This window comes from Amycolatopsis sp. NPDC003676, assembly GCF_053587275.1.
Genome location: NZ_JBSFNS010000093.1, coordinates 19,411 through 33,177, shown reverse-complemented (window position 1 = coordinate 33,177; position 13,767 = coordinate 19,411). Strand labels below are relative to the sequence as shown.

Annotated in this window: 10 protein-coding genes and 1 pseudogene; 6 read left to right on the top strand and 5 right to left on the bottom strand. The window is 70.2% G+C overall.

The genetic code is table 11. From position 1 onward, the window contains the following. A partial coding sequence (locus ACWDNU_RS35125; protein WP_449672045.1) for a CoA transferase occupies positions 1-1,182 on the bottom strand: 1,182 nt, incomplete at its 3' end. A gap of 208 nt (positions 1,183-1,390) precedes the next feature. Here ACWDNU_RS35125 and ACWDNU_RS35120 point away from each other — a divergent pair. Then, the gene (locus tag ACWDNU_RS35120; RefSeq protein ID WP_449672044.1) at positions 1,391-1,963 is read left to right on the top strand and encodes an antitoxin; all 573 of its coding nucleotides are present in this window, start codon (positions 1,391-1,393) and stop codon (positions 1,961-1,963) included. Between the two features lie 660 nt (positions 1,964-2,623). Here ACWDNU_RS35120 and ACWDNU_RS35115 read toward each other — a convergent pair. Both ACWDNU_RS35115 and ACWDNU_RS35110 read right to left on the bottom strand, forming a co-directional pair. Next, complete coding sequence (locus tag ACWDNU_RS35115; RefSeq protein WP_449672043.1) at positions 2,624-3,253, bottom strand: class I SAM-dependent DNA methyltransferase; 630 nt, start codon at positions 3,251-3,253, stop codon at positions 2,624-2,626. A 58-nt stretch (positions 3,254-3,311) separates the two neighbouring features. Next, a complete protein-coding gene (locus ACWDNU_RS35110) occupies positions 3,312-4,196 on the bottom strand; it encodes an ornithine cyclodeaminase family protein (protein WP_449672042.1) in 885 nt (294 codons plus the stop codon). A 92-nt stretch (positions 4,197-4,288) separates the two neighbouring features. Here ACWDNU_RS35110 and ACWDNU_RS35105 point away from each other — a divergent pair, with 92 nt between their 5' ends. The 3 genes from ACWDNU_RS35105 (at position 4,289) to ACWDNU_RS35095 (ending at position 9,769) form a co-directional block, all read left to right on the top strand. Further along, the gene (locus tag ACWDNU_RS35105; RefSeq protein ID WP_449672041.1) at positions 4,289-4,927 is read left to right on the top strand and encodes a GntR family transcriptional regulator; all 639 of its coding nucleotides are present in this window, start codon (positions 4,289-4,291) and stop codon (positions 4,925-4,927) included. Next, positions 4,924-6,147 carry an MFS transporter gene (locus tag ACWDNU_RS35100; RefSeq protein ID WP_449672040.1) on the top strand — a complete coding sequence of 408 codons (1,224 nt, stop codon included), beginning with the start codon at positions 4,924-4,926 and terminating at the stop codon, positions 6,145-6,147. The genes ACWDNU_RS35105 and ACWDNU_RS35100 overlap by 4 nt, the downstream gene beginning before the upstream one ends. A 244-nt stretch (positions 6,148-6,391) precedes the next feature. Continuing rightward, complete coding sequence (locus ACWDNU_RS35095) at positions 6,392-9,769, top strand: S8 family serine peptidase (protein WP_449672039.1); 3,378 nt, start codon at positions 6,392-6,394, stop codon at positions 9,767-9,769. A gap of 63 nt (positions 9,770-9,832) precedes the next feature. Here the strand turns inward: ACWDNU_RS35095 and ACWDNU_RS35090 are convergent, their stop codons facing one another. Together ACWDNU_RS35090 and ACWDNU_RS35085 are read right to left on the bottom strand one after the other, a co-directional pair. After that, the gene (locus tag ACWDNU_RS35090) at positions 9,833-10,768 is read right to left on the bottom strand and encodes a LysR substrate-binding domain-containing protein (RefSeq protein ID WP_449672038.1); all 936 of its coding nucleotides are present in this window, start codon (positions 10,766-10,768) and stop codon (positions 9,833-9,835) included. Beyond that, positions 10,744-11,697 (bottom strand): LysR family transcriptional regulator, encoded by a 954-nt coding sequence (locus ACWDNU_RS35085; RefSeq protein ID WP_449672037.1) that lies wholly within the window; start codon positions 11,695-11,697, stop codon positions 10,744-10,746. The genes ACWDNU_RS35090 and ACWDNU_RS35085 overlap by 25 nt, the downstream gene beginning before the upstream one ends. 227 nt (positions 11,698-11,924) lie before the next feature. Here ACWDNU_RS35085 and ACWDNU_RS35080 point away from each other — a divergent pair, with 227 nt between their 5' ends. Then, a complete protein-coding gene (locus ACWDNU_RS35080; protein ID WP_449672036.1) occupies positions 11,925-12,608 on the top strand; it encodes a tRNA-dependent cyclodipeptide synthase in 684 nt (227 codons plus the stop codon). After that, positions 12,605-13,738, top strand: a pseudogene (locus tag ACWDNU_RS35075) (purine-cytosine permease family protein); the annotation flags it as partial. The gene ACWDNU_RS35080 and the pseudogene ACWDNU_RS35075, both read left to right, overlap by 4 nt. Positions 13,739-13,767 lie beyond the last annotated feature (29 nt).

The window sequence follows — 13,767 nt, the reverse complement described above, 5'->3', positions numbered from 1 at the left end:
GTGCCCGGACCCGCCGCCGGAGACCACCGCGACCTTGCCCGCCACCGGCGCGTCCGCGCGCACGACCAACGCCGGATCGTCGCGCACGCGCAGCACCCACTCGGCCAGCACCTCTTCCGTGTGCGAGCCAGGGACCGGCGGCGGCGAAGGCACATCCGTTGCGCTGCGCGAAAACCGCGGCGCTGGAGCAGGCTGGACGATGCCGTCCACCGTGATCAGGCCTGAGCGTGCGGCGATGTGCGGATGCGTGGGCGCTTCGTCGGGAGCGAGCACCGGCGTGACGCACGCGTCGGTGCCGTCGAAGACCTCGGCCCATTCGTCGCGGGTCCGGCTGAGGAAGGCGCGGGTGAAGGCGGCACGGAGCGTGGGCCAGCCGTCGCGGTCGAGTTGCGGCGGCAGGTCTTCCGCGGCGAGGCCGAGGCCGTTCAGGAGAGCCGCGTAGAACTGTGGTTCGAGCGAACCGACAGCGACGTAACGGCCGTCGGCACAGACATACGTGTCGTAGAACGGCGCGCCGCCGTCCAGGAGGTTCGTGCCGCGTTCGTCGGACCACGAACCCAGGCCGCGCAGGGCCCACATCATCTGGGACAGCACGTTCGCGCCGTCGACCATCGCCGCGTCCACGACCTGGCCGCGCCCGGTCCGGCCGCATTCCCACAGCGCCGCGAGCACACCCGCGATCAGGAACATCGAGCCGCCGCCGAAGTCGCCGACCAGGTTGAGCGGCGGCACCGGACGCTCGCCCGCGCGGCCGATCGCGTGCAGCACGCCGGTGAGGCCGAGGTAGTTGATGTCGTGGCCGGCGCGCTGGGCGAGCGGGCCTTCCTGTCCCCAGCCGGTCATCCGTCCGTAGACCAGGCGGGGATTGCCCGCGAAACAGTCGTCCGGGCCGACGCCGAGCCGTTCGGCGACGCCCGGGCGCAGGCCTTCGATCAGGACGTCCGCCTTCGCCGCGAGCCGCAGGACGAGGTCGCGGCCTTCCGGGGTCTTGAGGTTCGCCGCGACCGAACGGCGGCCGCGCAGCAGCGGGTCCGGCTTGCCGCCGCTGAGGTCGAGCGAGCCGGCGGGCCGTTCCACCCGGACGACGTCCGCGCCCAGGTCGGCGAGCACCATGCAAGCGTGCGGCCCCGGCCCGATCCCGGCCAGTTCGACGACTTTCAGCCCGCTCAACGGTCCCGCCACACGTCCTCCTCGGCTCCGGTGCCCTGCCGCGGCGACCCTACCGGCCGGTCCGTCCCGCGTCCGGGCGTGTGGGGTAACCCACCCGTGCCCCGACCCGGGCAGAACCGGCGCCGCGCCTCACCCGAACCGGGGACTGGCGTCTCGCCGCCGCGTCAGCCGGGTACCCGGCTGGTATCCATGTGTCACGAATAGATCAAGGAGGATTTCGATGAGCTTTTTCGACCAGGCCAAGGACAAGATCCAGGAATTCGCGGGCAACAACCAGGACAAGGTCGGCGAGGGCATCGACAAGGCCGCCGAATTCGCCGACGAGAAAACCGGCGGCAAGCACGGCGACCAGATCCGCCAGGGCGCGGACAAGCTGAAGGAAAACTTCGGCGGCGGCCAGCAAGGCGGCCAGGAACAAGGCGGCGGGCAGCCCCAGGGCGGCTTCGACCAGGGCGGTCAGCAGGGTCAGGGCGAGCAAGGCGGTTTCGGCCAGGGCGGCCAGGGCGGCTACGAACAGGGCGGCCAGCAAGGCGGATTCGGCCAAGGCGGCCAGGGTGGCTACGAACAGGGCGGCCAGCAAGGCGGATTCGGCCAAGGCGGCCAGCAGGGCTTCGAGCAGGGCGGCCAGCAGCAGGGTTTCCAGCAGGGCGGGCAGCAGCAGGGCTTCGAGCAAGGCGGGCAGCAGCAGGGCTTCGAAGAGCGCGGGCAGCAAGGCGGTTTCGGGCAGGGCGACCAGGGCGGCTACGAGCAGGGTGGCCAGCAGGGCGAGCAGCAGTGGGGCAACCAGCAGTAGGGCAGCAGTAGCAAGGACTGTTCCGGCCTGAGGGTTCCGCACCGAACGCTGCGGCCGACTGCTTCGCGAATCGGCCGCAGCGAGCGAGCCCCACAGCTCGGCAACTGCAGTCAGCCACGGAAGCCAGTCGCGGCAAGCGAAACGCACGGCTCGATAGCCGCAGCCAGCCGCGGAAGTCAGCTGCGGCAAGCGAAACGCACGGCTCGACAACCGCAGCCAGCCGCGGAAGTCAGCTGCGGCAAGCGAAACGCACGGCTCGACAACCGCAGCCAGCCACGGAAGCCAGCCGCGGCAAGCGAAACCGCACGGCTCGACAACCGCAGTCAGCCGCGGAAGTCAGCTGCGGCAAGCGAACCGCTCGGGTCAGGACCCGCGAGCATCAGCCCCGGCGCGCGGGGCCGAGTGAATCGGCCAACGCAAGCAGCTCGCGAAGCGGCGAGCGGGCGACGGTGATCCGGCAATCGTCCGGCCGCGGCCGGGAGTTATGCGGCTGACCACCGGACCAGCCGCGCCGAACGGAAGGGACGGCATTTTCCGCGCAATTTCCGGCGTGTTCACCCGGACCGCGCGAAAATGCCGTCCCGTTTTTCCCTCAGCCCGTCCGAGCCGCTGAATTTATTTCACGATGCCGTGGTCGGCGGCGCTTTTTCCGGGTGCCGGTCAGGCGGGTTTGCGGGCCGAGATCAGCACGTGTTCCTCCGGCGGCGCTCCCGGTTTGTCCGGCGCGAAAGACTCTTCCCGCGTCCCGGTGACCTCCAGTCCGGCCGCGCGCACCCGGTCGACGAGCGCGTCCACCGGAAAACTCGTCACGCGGATCCGGTGGCCGAGGAAGTCGATGGGCACGTCCTCGAGGTCGGCGGGCACTGTGACCAGCGCGAATCGTCCGCCTGGCGCCAGCCATCCGGCGATGCGGCCGAGGACCCGCTCCGTCTCGGCGCGGGGCAGCTGCACGAACGAGAAGAACGCGCACACCGCGTCCCACGTCCCGGGTTCCGATTCCCATTCCCGCACGTCGGCCTGGACGAACTCCGCCGAAGGCACCTGCTCGCGCGCGATCCGCACCATCTCCGCCGACACGTCGATCCCGGTCACCCGGTGGCCTGCCGCGGCCAGTTCAGCCGCGGCCGGACGACCGGTCCCGCTGCCGATGTCGAGCACCCGCGCGGACGGCGGCAGCACCGCGAGCAGTTCCCGGACCGCCGCGTCCACCACCGGCCGGTGCCCGAACGCCTCCTCGTACCTGGCGCCGATCGCGTCGAACAGCTCCGCGGTGGTCAGTTCTTCGGACATCCGGTCTCCCCTCGCCGTCGAAGGCACCCAGACTAGCGGCCCCCACCGACAATTCCGGTCACTCGGCGGCTTCATAGGCGGCCGCGGCGACCACCAGATCCTCCCAAGCCATCCCGACGCTCTTGAACAGTCGCGGCCCCGAAGGCATCACATGCCCCTGAGCCAGCGCCGCGAGCGAGACAAGGTCATCCGCCGCGAGGGCACCGGATTCCAGTGCCAGCACCACATCCCCGGCCTCGCGGGTAGCCGCGCCGATTCCCTCGACGACCACTGTGGACCGTCCAATCAGGACATCGTCGACTTCCCGCGCTTCCGGTTCGTGTGAACCGACGGCGACCACGGTGGCGTGTTCAGGGACTTTCGCGCCGTCGAACACTGGGGTCCGCGACGAGGTGCAGCACACGACCAGATCAGCCGAGGCCACGTCGTCCGGCGTCCCGACCCGCGCGAACGGATACTGCTCGGCAAACGCTTGCGTCCGCTCCGGATTCCGCCCGACAACCACGACCTCCCGCACCGGCCGGACGGCCCGGAAAGCTTCGATGTGGCTTTCCGCCTGCGGACCGGTGCCGAACACCACCAAGCGTTCCGCGTCCGGCACGGCCAGCAGATCCGCCGCCACCGCGGAGACGGCCGCCGTGCGCACCGAGGTGAGCGCGACGCCGTCCAGGAGCGCCATCGGCGTGAGTGTCGGGCCGTCCATCAGCAGGTAGTGGCCTTGGATCCGCGGCAGGCCCCGCGCCGGGTTGTCCGGCGCGACGGACGCGACCTTGACCCCGGCGTAGCGGTCCCAGAACGCGGGCATGAGCAGGAACTGCCCGGTGGGCACGGGAACGACGGACCGCGGCGGGTCCTGATCAGGGTCTAGGCCTGCAGCGAGCGCAGCACGCACCGCAGTGACGGCTTGCTGGACAGTCGGTCGGGCATCGAGGAGCAATCGCACTCCCGGAGCATGGCACAGGCCACCGACAGAACACTGAGCCGCAGGTCACAACGCCTTAGATACAAGCTGGGATGCATGTTAGCGTCGGCTGCGTGAACGCCCTGAAACCCGCCGCCGACCGCGCCTACGAGCTCACCAAGGAACTGGTGCTCACCGGCGAACTGCCCGGCGGGCACCTGTTCAGCGAGGGCGAGATCGCCGAACGCCTCGGGGTCAGCCGGACTCCGGTGCGCGAGGCGTTCCTGCGGCTGCAGGTGGAAGGACTGCTCAACCTGATCCCGAAGCGCGGCGCGATCGTCGTGCCGATCACGCCCGGCGAGGCCGAAGACGTACTCGAAGCCCGCGAGGCCGTCGAGAGTGCGGCGGTCCAGCGGCTGGGCCGACGTCCGGAGCTGATCCCGGACGCGCTCGAGCAGCTGCGCGCGGTGCTGGAAACCCAGCGCCAGCACGCGGAAGCGGGTGACGTGCCCGCGTTCGCCGAGGCCGACGAGCTGTTCCACCGCACGATCGTCGCGGCAGGCGGCAACGCTCTGCTGCTCACCTTCTACACCACCCTCGCCGACCGGCAGCGCCGGATGAACGTCCACGCGCTCGCGCCGATCCCGGCCCGCCTGCCGCAGGTCGTCGGCGAGCACGAACAGCTCCTGAACATCATCGCGGAGGCCGAGACGAAGGCCGACACCTTCGCCCCCGCCCTGCGAGCACACCTGGATTCGGTGCACAAACGATGACCACAACCGCTGACCGCGCTCCCCTGCCCGGAACGCCCGAAACGACCGCTCGCCCGGCCTGGTTCCCGGCCGCCGCCGCGGTGTTCGCGGCCGGATGGGGCGGCAACCAGTTCACGCCGCTGCTCGTGATGTACCACGCCGCGGGCTACTCCGCGTTCACCGTCGACGCCCTGCTCGGCGCGTACGTCGTCGGCCTCGTGCCGGGACTCCTGTTGTCCGGCGGACTGTCCAATCGGTACGGTCGCCGCCCGGTGATGTTCGCCGGGACCGTGCTGTCGCTGCTGGCGAGCGCGCTGCTGGCGCTCGGACCGCTCGGCGTCGCGTGGATCGCCGGCGGTCGGTTCCTCTCCGGCATCGCGGTCGCGGTCGCGATGGCCGTGGGCTCCACCTGGATCAAGGAACTCGCCGACGCCGACCCGTACACGGCGGCCGACACCGGAACCCGCCGCGCCGCACTGTGCCTCACGCTCGGGCTCGGCATCGGCCCGGGCGTCGCCGGAGTGCTCGCGCAGTGGGGACCGTGGCCGATGGTCCTCCCCTACCTGGTCCACATCGGACTCGCGCTGGTCTCGCTGGCCGCCGTCACGCGCAGTCCGGAAACGCTTACTGTCCGGACTGATTCGGTGCGCGCCGCGTTGCCCGCCACCGCTCGGCATCCGCGGTTCCGCCGCGTGATCCTGCCTGCGGCGCCGTGGATTTTCGGCTCCTGCGGCGTGGCGTACGCGATCCTGCCGCAGCTCGTCCAGCATCAGACCGGGTCGTGGGCGCTGGCCTACTCCACTTTGCTGACCGTGTGCGCGATCGGCGCGGGCGTCGGGATTCAGCCGATCGCCAAGCGGGTCGACCGCGCCACCAGCGCGCGGGCCGTGCTCACCGGAATGACGGTGCTGTGCGTCGGGCTCATCCTGAGCGTCTTCGCGGCGGCGCAGGAATCGCCGTGGATCGCGCTCGGCGCGGCAGTGGTGCTGGGCACCGCTTACGGCATCGTCGTGGTGTCCGGACTGCTGGAATTGCAACGCCTCGCCCGGCCGGACGAAATCGCGGAACTGACCGGCGTGTACTACGCGCTGGCCTACATCGGATTCCTCCTGCCGTCACTTTTAGCGGCCCTGAACGGAGTAGCGGGCTACCCGGTGCTGCTGGCCTGCGTGGCACTGGTCGCGATCGCGGGAACCCTTGTGGTGTCCCGACACTCGCGCCGGCACCTGCCCCAAGACTGACCCCGATTCCGGCAAACGGGACCGAATGCGCGACGGCGCGGAAATTCGGTCCCGTTTGCCGGATTTGTTTCCCACTATTGTCGCTTGTGGATCGTGAAGGACTCGGAAAGAGTTCTGACTGCCGGGAAAACGGGCGTGCGACAAACGCGCCCGATTTCATCGGGGCCGGTAACTCACGAACCCTTCTAGCAGGAAGTGGGAACTGCACATGGGGCGTTCCTCGCGATCCGTTCGCGCCCTGGTCATGGCTGCGACCGGCAGTCTGGTGCTGGCCGGGGTCACCCAGCCGGCGCAGGCTGCCGGACCAGCCGCGGCGACGGCCGACACGACGCCGCAATCGGTGATCGTCGTCCTCTCCGACCAGTTGCCCAGCGCGCCGCCCACCAAGGCGGCCTCGGACACTCGCCGCGCCAAAGCCACCCAAGAACAAGACTCGGTGCTGGCCAAGCTCGCCGGCTCGGCACCGGCCAAGGTCAAGCACTTCGCTCTGGGCAACGCGTTTTCCGCCACCGTCACGCCCGCGCAGGCCGCACAGCTCGCGCACGATCCGGCGGTCGCGCAGGTGCTGCCGGACAGCAAAGTGACGCTGCCGGACGCCAAGCCGAGCGCACCGGCCGCCGCGCCGAAGGCAGGCGGACCGGCCGCGGCGCAGGCCCTGCCGAACGCGACCTGCCCGAGCGACCCGGCGAAACCGTTGCTGGAGCCCGAAGCGCTGACTTCGATCCGCGCCTACAGCACCACCGGCGGGAAGAGCGCGTCCGACCTGGCCAACGGGGCCGGCGTCAAGGTCGCGTTCCTCGCCGACAACATGGACCCGAACTACGCGGACTTCATCCGTCCCGACGGCAGCCATGTGTTCTCGGACTACCAGGACTTCTCCGGCGACGGTCCGAACACGACCGACGCGGGGGCCGAGGCCTTCGGCGACGCCTCCTCGATCGCCGCGCAGGGCGTCGTGGTGCACGACCTGTCGAAGTTCGTGAACGAGAAGCACCCGCTTCCGGCGGGCTGCAACATCGTCGTCAAGGGCGTCGCGCCGGGCGCGAGCCTGGTCGGCCTGAACGTTTTCGGCAAGACCGCGACGAACTCCGCGGTGCTGCAGGCGATCGACTACGCGGTGACCGTCGACCACGTCGACGTGATCAACGAGTCGCTCGGCCTCAACCAGTACCCGGATTCCAGCTCCCGCAACCTGTTCCAGGTCTTCAACGACCAGGCCGTGGCTGCGGGCGTCACGGTGACCGCGTCCAGCGGCGACGCGGGCACCACGTCCACGATCGGCAGCCCGGCCACCGACCCGCTGGTGATCTCCACCGGCGCGACCACCGACAACCGGCTGTACGCGCAGACCGGCTACGCGGCTTTCCCGTTCTCCAACGGGAAATGGGTGAGCGACAACATCTCCGCGCTGTCGTCGTCCGGCATCACGCAGAACGGCCGCACCATCGACCTCGTCGCACCCGGCGAGGGCAACTGGGCCGACTGCGCGCCGGCGTACTCGGAATGCCGCAACTTCAACACCGTCCCGCAGCCGACCGACCTCGAATCGTTCGGCGGCACCAGTGAATCCGCCCCGCTGACCGCGGGTGTGGCCGCGCTGGTGATCCAGAGTTACCGCAATTCGCACCACGGTGCGTCGCCGTCGCCCGCGCAGGTGAAGCAGATCATCACCAGCACCGCGCGCGACCTCAACCTCCCCGCCGACGAGCAGGGCGCAGGCCTTCTCGATGCGCGCGCGGCGGTCGAAGCGGCGCTCACCGCTCCGGGCTCGACCGGGGCACCGGCGGGCGTTTCGTCGAACATCTCGCTGTCGGCCGACCAGCTGACGCTGGAAGGCGCGCCGGGCAGCACGCAGCAGGCGTCGGTCAACGTCACCAACTCGGGCACCAAGCCGTTGACGGTCAGCACCGGCACGCGGACGTTCTCCCCGATGGGCACGCAGGCGCAGACCACGGCGTTCGACTCGACGAAGCTGCCGACCTTCCCGTACTTCAACGGCACGAACTGGGCGTACAAGAAGGTCACCTTCTCCGTGCCGAACGGCGCGCAGCGGCTGCTGGCGCGGATGGCGTGGCAGGGCAGCCCGAAGTCGGTCAACGGCCAGTCGGTCACGCCGGTGGTACGGCTGACGCTGCTCGCGCCAGACGGCACCTTCGTCGCCAACAGCCGTCCGCAGGGCGGGGCCGCGACGGCGAACTATGCCAATGTGGACGTCACGCGCCCGGTCGCGGGCACGTGGACGGCGGTGCTGTACTCGGCGTCCGGACCGGCCGGTTACACCGGTGACATCCAGCTCGCGACCACCGCGCAGCGCGCCGTCCCGTACGGCCAGGTGTCGCCGCAGATCCTGGAGCTCAAGCCGGGCCAGACCAAGCCGGTGCACGTCTCGCTGCAGACTCCGAGCAGCGGCGGCGACGCGGACTACTCGATCACCTTCGGCAGCTCCGACGGCCACCAGACCTCCGTGTCGGCCGTGCTGCGCGCGCTGATCCCGACCAAGAACGGCCCGGGAACCTTCAACGGCACCATCACCGGCGGCAACGCCCGCGCGGTGTCGCCGGCGCAGACCTTCTCCTACGAATTCGACGTGCCGCGCGGCAAGCGGGACCTCGACGTCGCGGTGAAGCTGCAGGATCCGGGCACGCTGCTCGACGGCGTCCTGGTCGACCCGAACGGCGAACTCGCCGACGTGAACAGCAACGCCTACCTCGATTCGGCCACCACGCTGAAGCAGGGCACCGGGTTGCAGCTCGTCGACGCGAACCCGCTGCCGGGCCGCTGGCACCTGGTGCTCGTCGTGCAGAACCCGGTGACGGGCAAGCAGATCGACCAGCCGTTCACCGGAACCGTTGGCTTCGACCAGGTCTCGGCCAGCGCGCCCGCGCTGCCGCAGTCCGCGTCGCTCGCCGCGGGCAAGGCCGTGACCGTGCCGGTGACCGTGCGCAACACCGGCGTCGAGCCGATCGCCATCGGCGTCGACGCGCGCACGAACACCCGGCAAACGCTGCAGCCGCAGCCGATCCAGGGGTCGACCGAGGTCAACCTGCCGGAACTGAACTCGGACGCGCCGGTGTATTCGATTCCGCCGGAGACGAGCAAGTTCACCGTCGCGACGTCCTCTACCGTGCCCGCGCAGGCGGAGATTCAGGGTTCGGCGGCGGGCATCGACGTGCTCGGCGACCTGAAGTCCGCGCAGAACGGGAGCACGGTGTCGGTCGCGACGATCGGCGAGAAGACCGGCTACGTCACCAAGGGCGTCTGGTTCGCCGACGTGCAGGAGATCGGCCCATTCGGTCCGGAAGGCGCGCCCGCCGGGCATTCCAGCTACACGGCGTCGATCCAGACGGCAGGCTTCGACGGTTCGGTGACGTCGTCGACCGGCGACCCGTACGGCCAGTCGGTGGACCCGAACGGCACCGGCGGCACGCCGCAACTGGTGAAGCCGGGCGAGACCGCGACGGTGCTGGTGACGATCACGCCGTCGGGCAACCGCGGCGACAAGGTGGCCGGGCACCTGAACATCGTGACCGTGCCTTCGCTGCCGACCGGCGTGACCGGTCTGCCGCAGGTCGGAACCGGTGAGGTGCTGGCGACTCTGCCGTACAGCTACCGCATCGGCTGATCCCGCGTTCCGTGAGGGGAACCCTGAGGGAATCTGATTCCCTCAGGGGTCCCCTCACGTACGTCACGTGGTCAGGAGCGTGCGGAGGTGTTCGGCGTGCGCGCGTGTCATCGCCGCCCGGACACGCGGGATGCAACCAGCGAGCGGGCCGTCCGTCCAGGCGAGCACCAGGGTCGAATTCGTTGCCGCGCAATGCAATGGCCGGTAAGCGGTGTCTGGCATCGGTCTCGTCGGCGGAGCCGTCACGGTCAGGATTCCCGCACCGTAACCGAAACACAGCACCGCCCATTCGCTGTTGGCGTAGCACAGCAGCGGATCGGCACCGGCGTCGGCGAAGGCCGCGAGCAATGCACGCGTCCGGGGCTGCAGTGACTGGTCGAGAAGAACGCAGCGCTGCCCGGACAGCGCGGCCGGGGTGAGCGAGTCCGGAACGCCGAGCGGATGCCCGGAAGGAATGCCAACCACCAGCGGCTCCGTGGCTACCGAGACCCATTCGAGCGAGCGTTCCCGCACGGCGTCCTGACGCAGCAGGCCGAGGTCTAGTTCGCCGCGAAGCAGCGCTTCGGCCAGTTCCGCGGCTGATTCCCCGGCCTGGATCGCCAATCCGGCACCAGGATTGCGCAGGCCCACCTCGCGAATCAGCGGCGGCAGCACGGGAGTCAGCACCGAACCGATCCGGATCTGCGCGGCGGGGCGCTCCAGGCCGGCGCGGGCGGCGGTCAGCATCCGGTCGAATTGCGGCACCACCGCCGAGGCGTGTTCGAGCAGGAGCTCGCCGGTTTCGGTGAACAGCTTCCCGTCCGGTTCCGCGGCCAGCAGCGCGGCGCCGACCATCCGTTCCAGCCGCCGGATCCGCAGCGCGAGTTTGGCCGGGGTGGTTCCGAGCGCGGTCGCGGCAGCGGCCACGCTGCCCGCCTCGGCGACCGCGACCAGCAGCTTCAGCTGCCGCAGCTCGAGGTCCGCGCCGGTGCGGATCAGCTGGTCCGGGCGGTCAGCCACGGCAGTTCCCCCGGAATCGCGCGCGGGCCGTCGAAGCCGCCCCGTTCGTCGTGATAGGCGTCGAGGATCAACCCGGCCAGCAGGACCGCCCGCCCGGCGATGGGACTGTCCTCCCGGTACAGCAGGAAATGGCGGGTGCTCGATCGCAGCCCGGGGACCGGCCGGTGCACCACGCCCGGGGCGAGCGGGCGCGAGGCCTGGACGAGCGTGACGTCGCCCTGGTAGCGGACGATCTCGTCGCGCGGGCCGGACACCGGCACGTAGTGGGCGATCACCGGGGCGAACCCGTACGGGCCGCACACCCGGGCCAGGAACTCGCGGCAGCGGTCCGGCCCGGTCGAGGAGATCCACCGCTCGTGTTCCAGCTCGGCCAGGTCCACCTCGCGGCGGGCGGCGAGCGGATGCCAGTCCGGGAGCATCATCAGCAACGGGTCCTCGGCGAGGTCGATCCGGCCGGTGTTCGCGGGAAGCGGCACCTCGCACTGTTCGGACAGCACGGCGAGGTCGAGTTCCCCGCGGCCGAACCAGCCGAGCATTTCCGCGGTCGATTCGGCGGTCCGGATCTCCGCCCGGTCGCCGAGCCCGGTCGTCTCCAGCGCGCGGAGCAACGGGCCGGACAGCACGGTTTCCGACCAGCCGACCCGCAAGGCGCTGTCGCGCTGGGCTCGCTGCTGCGCGAGAGCGGGCCCGATCCGGGCGGTGCGCGCGAGGATCCCGTCCGCGTAGTCGAGGATCAATTGCCCGAACGGCGTGGGCCGCACCCCGGCTCGGGCGCGTTCGAACAGCGCCCGGCCGAGCAGTTCCTCGATCCTGCGCAGTTCGCGGCTGAGGGCGGGCTGCGGCAGCACCAGTTCGGTGGCCGCGCGGTTGAGGCTGCCCGCTTTGGCGATCGCCTGGAGGTGGCGCAAATGCTTGAGTTCCAACTCCACGAAAGTCCACGATAAGACTCCCGCCGCGGCGAGTGCACCGGCGAAAGTGTGGCAATCGCCCGACCAAAGTAGGAAATCCTCTTTCCGAACTGCCGCGGCGCCCGTCCCGCGACGGCATAACCGGCAGGCATTACCCGCGCCGCCCGGATCCCGGCACAGTGAGCGCACCAGTCCCGCCCCGCCGGGAGAAAACGCGAAATCGAGACGAGAAAAGGTGGCGATTTCCCATGTTCGACGCGACTCCGCTGTCTTCCGGCTGCGCCCGCCTGTATCCGGACGTCCGGCACGCCTGTGTCGGGGTGAGCCCGTTCAACGGCTATTTCACCGCCGACCGGCTGACCCGGCTCGCCGCGTGGACGGCGGAACGCTTCGCCGAGTACTGCTTTTTCGTCCCGGACGAGGTCACCGCGTACACGCTCGAAGCGCTCGGATACCCGCCGGCCAGGGCGAAACAGAAAGCGCACCGCCAGTCCTGCCACGTGCACAACAAGATCGCCGCCGCGCTGCGCGCGCTGGACGTGCCCGACCCGGAGAGCCGGATCTTCGGCATGGCCCGGCTGCGCGAACTGCCGACCTATCGGCGACTGCTGGCGTCGGCGGAAAACCGCTTCGAAACCGACGCCGCATTCCGTTCCGCCTGCTACGGCGCTTCCACCTGGGTGCTGCAGGGCCGGACCGGAAACGTGCCGGACGAGCGCGCGCTGCGGCTCGCGGTGCGCTACTTCCTCGCCGAACTCCCGTTGTTCGCCGGTTCCGGGCTGATCACCGGAAATCCGCGGTCGATGTTCGTCTACCACCAGCGGGTGCCGTTTCTCGAGAAGTTCTTCGACCGGGAATTCGCGTTCCGGCCCGAGCCGGGCCAGGGTTTCCTGGTCGTCGCCGAAGCCGCGCTGGAAGCGACCGGACGATGAGCGACCGGCACGACGACTATTCGCTGACCCGCGTCCCGGACGCCGCCCGCCGGTCCTGGCCGTCGGTCGCGGTGCAGCGGTTCGGGCAGGTCTCCTCGTTCCAGCAGTTCATCGTCGGCGCGCTGCTCGGCTACGGCATGACGTTCTGGCACGCGGTGCTGGCCATCACGATCGGTTCGGTGCTGCTGGAGGTCATCACCGTGCTGCTCGGCATCGCCGGAGTGCGCGAAGGACTGTCCACGTCGGTGCTGGCGCGCTGGGCCGGGTTCGGGCGGAAGGGCTCCGCGCTGGTCGGCCTCTTGGTCGCGGTCAGCCTCGCGGGCTGGTTCGGCGTGCAGAACGGCGTGTTCGCGCACGGGATGCGCGCACTCGGCGGCGCGCTGCCGGAATGGGGCTGGGCGCTGGTCGGCGGAGCGGCGATCACCGTGATCACCGTCTACGGCTTCCGCCTGATGGCCTGGACCGCCTACCTGACCGTGCCCGCTTTCCTTGTGCTGGCCGGGTATTCGGTGCTGGACGCGCTGCACACGCACTCGCTGGCGGACTTGATTTCCGCTCCCCCGCCGGGACCGCCGCTGTCGCTCGGCGCGGCGACCACGCTGGTGTCCGGGGCGTTCATCCTCGGCGCGCTGATGACCCCGGACATGACGCGGTTCAACCGCACCCGCGGCGACGTGGTCAAGCAGACCGTGCTCAGCGTGACGCTCGGCGAGTACCTGATCGGGCTGATCGGCGTGCTGCTCGCGCACGCCGCCGCGACCTCGGACGTCGTCGGCATCGTCACCACCTCCTCAGGTCTGCTCGGCACGCTCGTGCTGGCCACCGCGATCCTCAAGATCAACGACTGGAACCTGTACTCCTCCTCGCTCGGCCTGGTCAACGTCGTGGACGTGCTGTTCGACCGGAAAGTCAGCCGGGTGCACGTGGTTCTGGTGCTCGGGGTCTTCGGCACCGCGGCGTCCGCGCTGGGGATCGCCGACCACTTCGCCGGGTTCCTGACCGCGGTCGGCGTGCTCGCCCCACCGGTCGCCGGGGTGCTCATCGCGGAGTACTTCGTGCTTCGCCGGTGCCGTCCCGTTTTCGCCGCGCTGCGCCGCGGACAGGCGGTCGCCGGTCGCGACTGGGAACCGGCCGCGCTCGTCAGCTGGACCCTCGGGAC

Excerpts from the sequence above, each read along its gene's own strand:
- ACWDNU_RS35120 (WP_449672044.1), top strand. The coding sequence starts at position 1,391 with ATGAGCTTTTTCGACCAGGCCAAGGACAAGATCCAGGAATTCGCGGGC.
- ACWDNU_RS35115 (WP_449672043.1), bottom strand. The coding sequence starts at position 3,253 with ATGTCCGAAGAACTGACCACCGCGGAGCTGTTCGACGCGATCGGCGCC.
- ACWDNU_RS35100 (WP_449672040.1), top strand. The coding sequence starts at position 4,924 with ATGACCACAACCGCTGACCGCGCTCCCCTGCCCGGAACGCCCGAAACG.
- ACWDNU_RS35095 (WP_449672039.1), top strand. The coding sequence starts at position 6,392 with ATGGCTGCGACCGGCAGTCTGGTGCTGGCCGGGGTCACCCAGCCGGCG.
- ACWDNU_RS35080 (WP_449672036.1), top strand. The coding sequence starts at position 11,925 with ATGTTCGACGCGACTCCGCTGTCTTCCGGCTGCGCCCGCCTGTATCCG.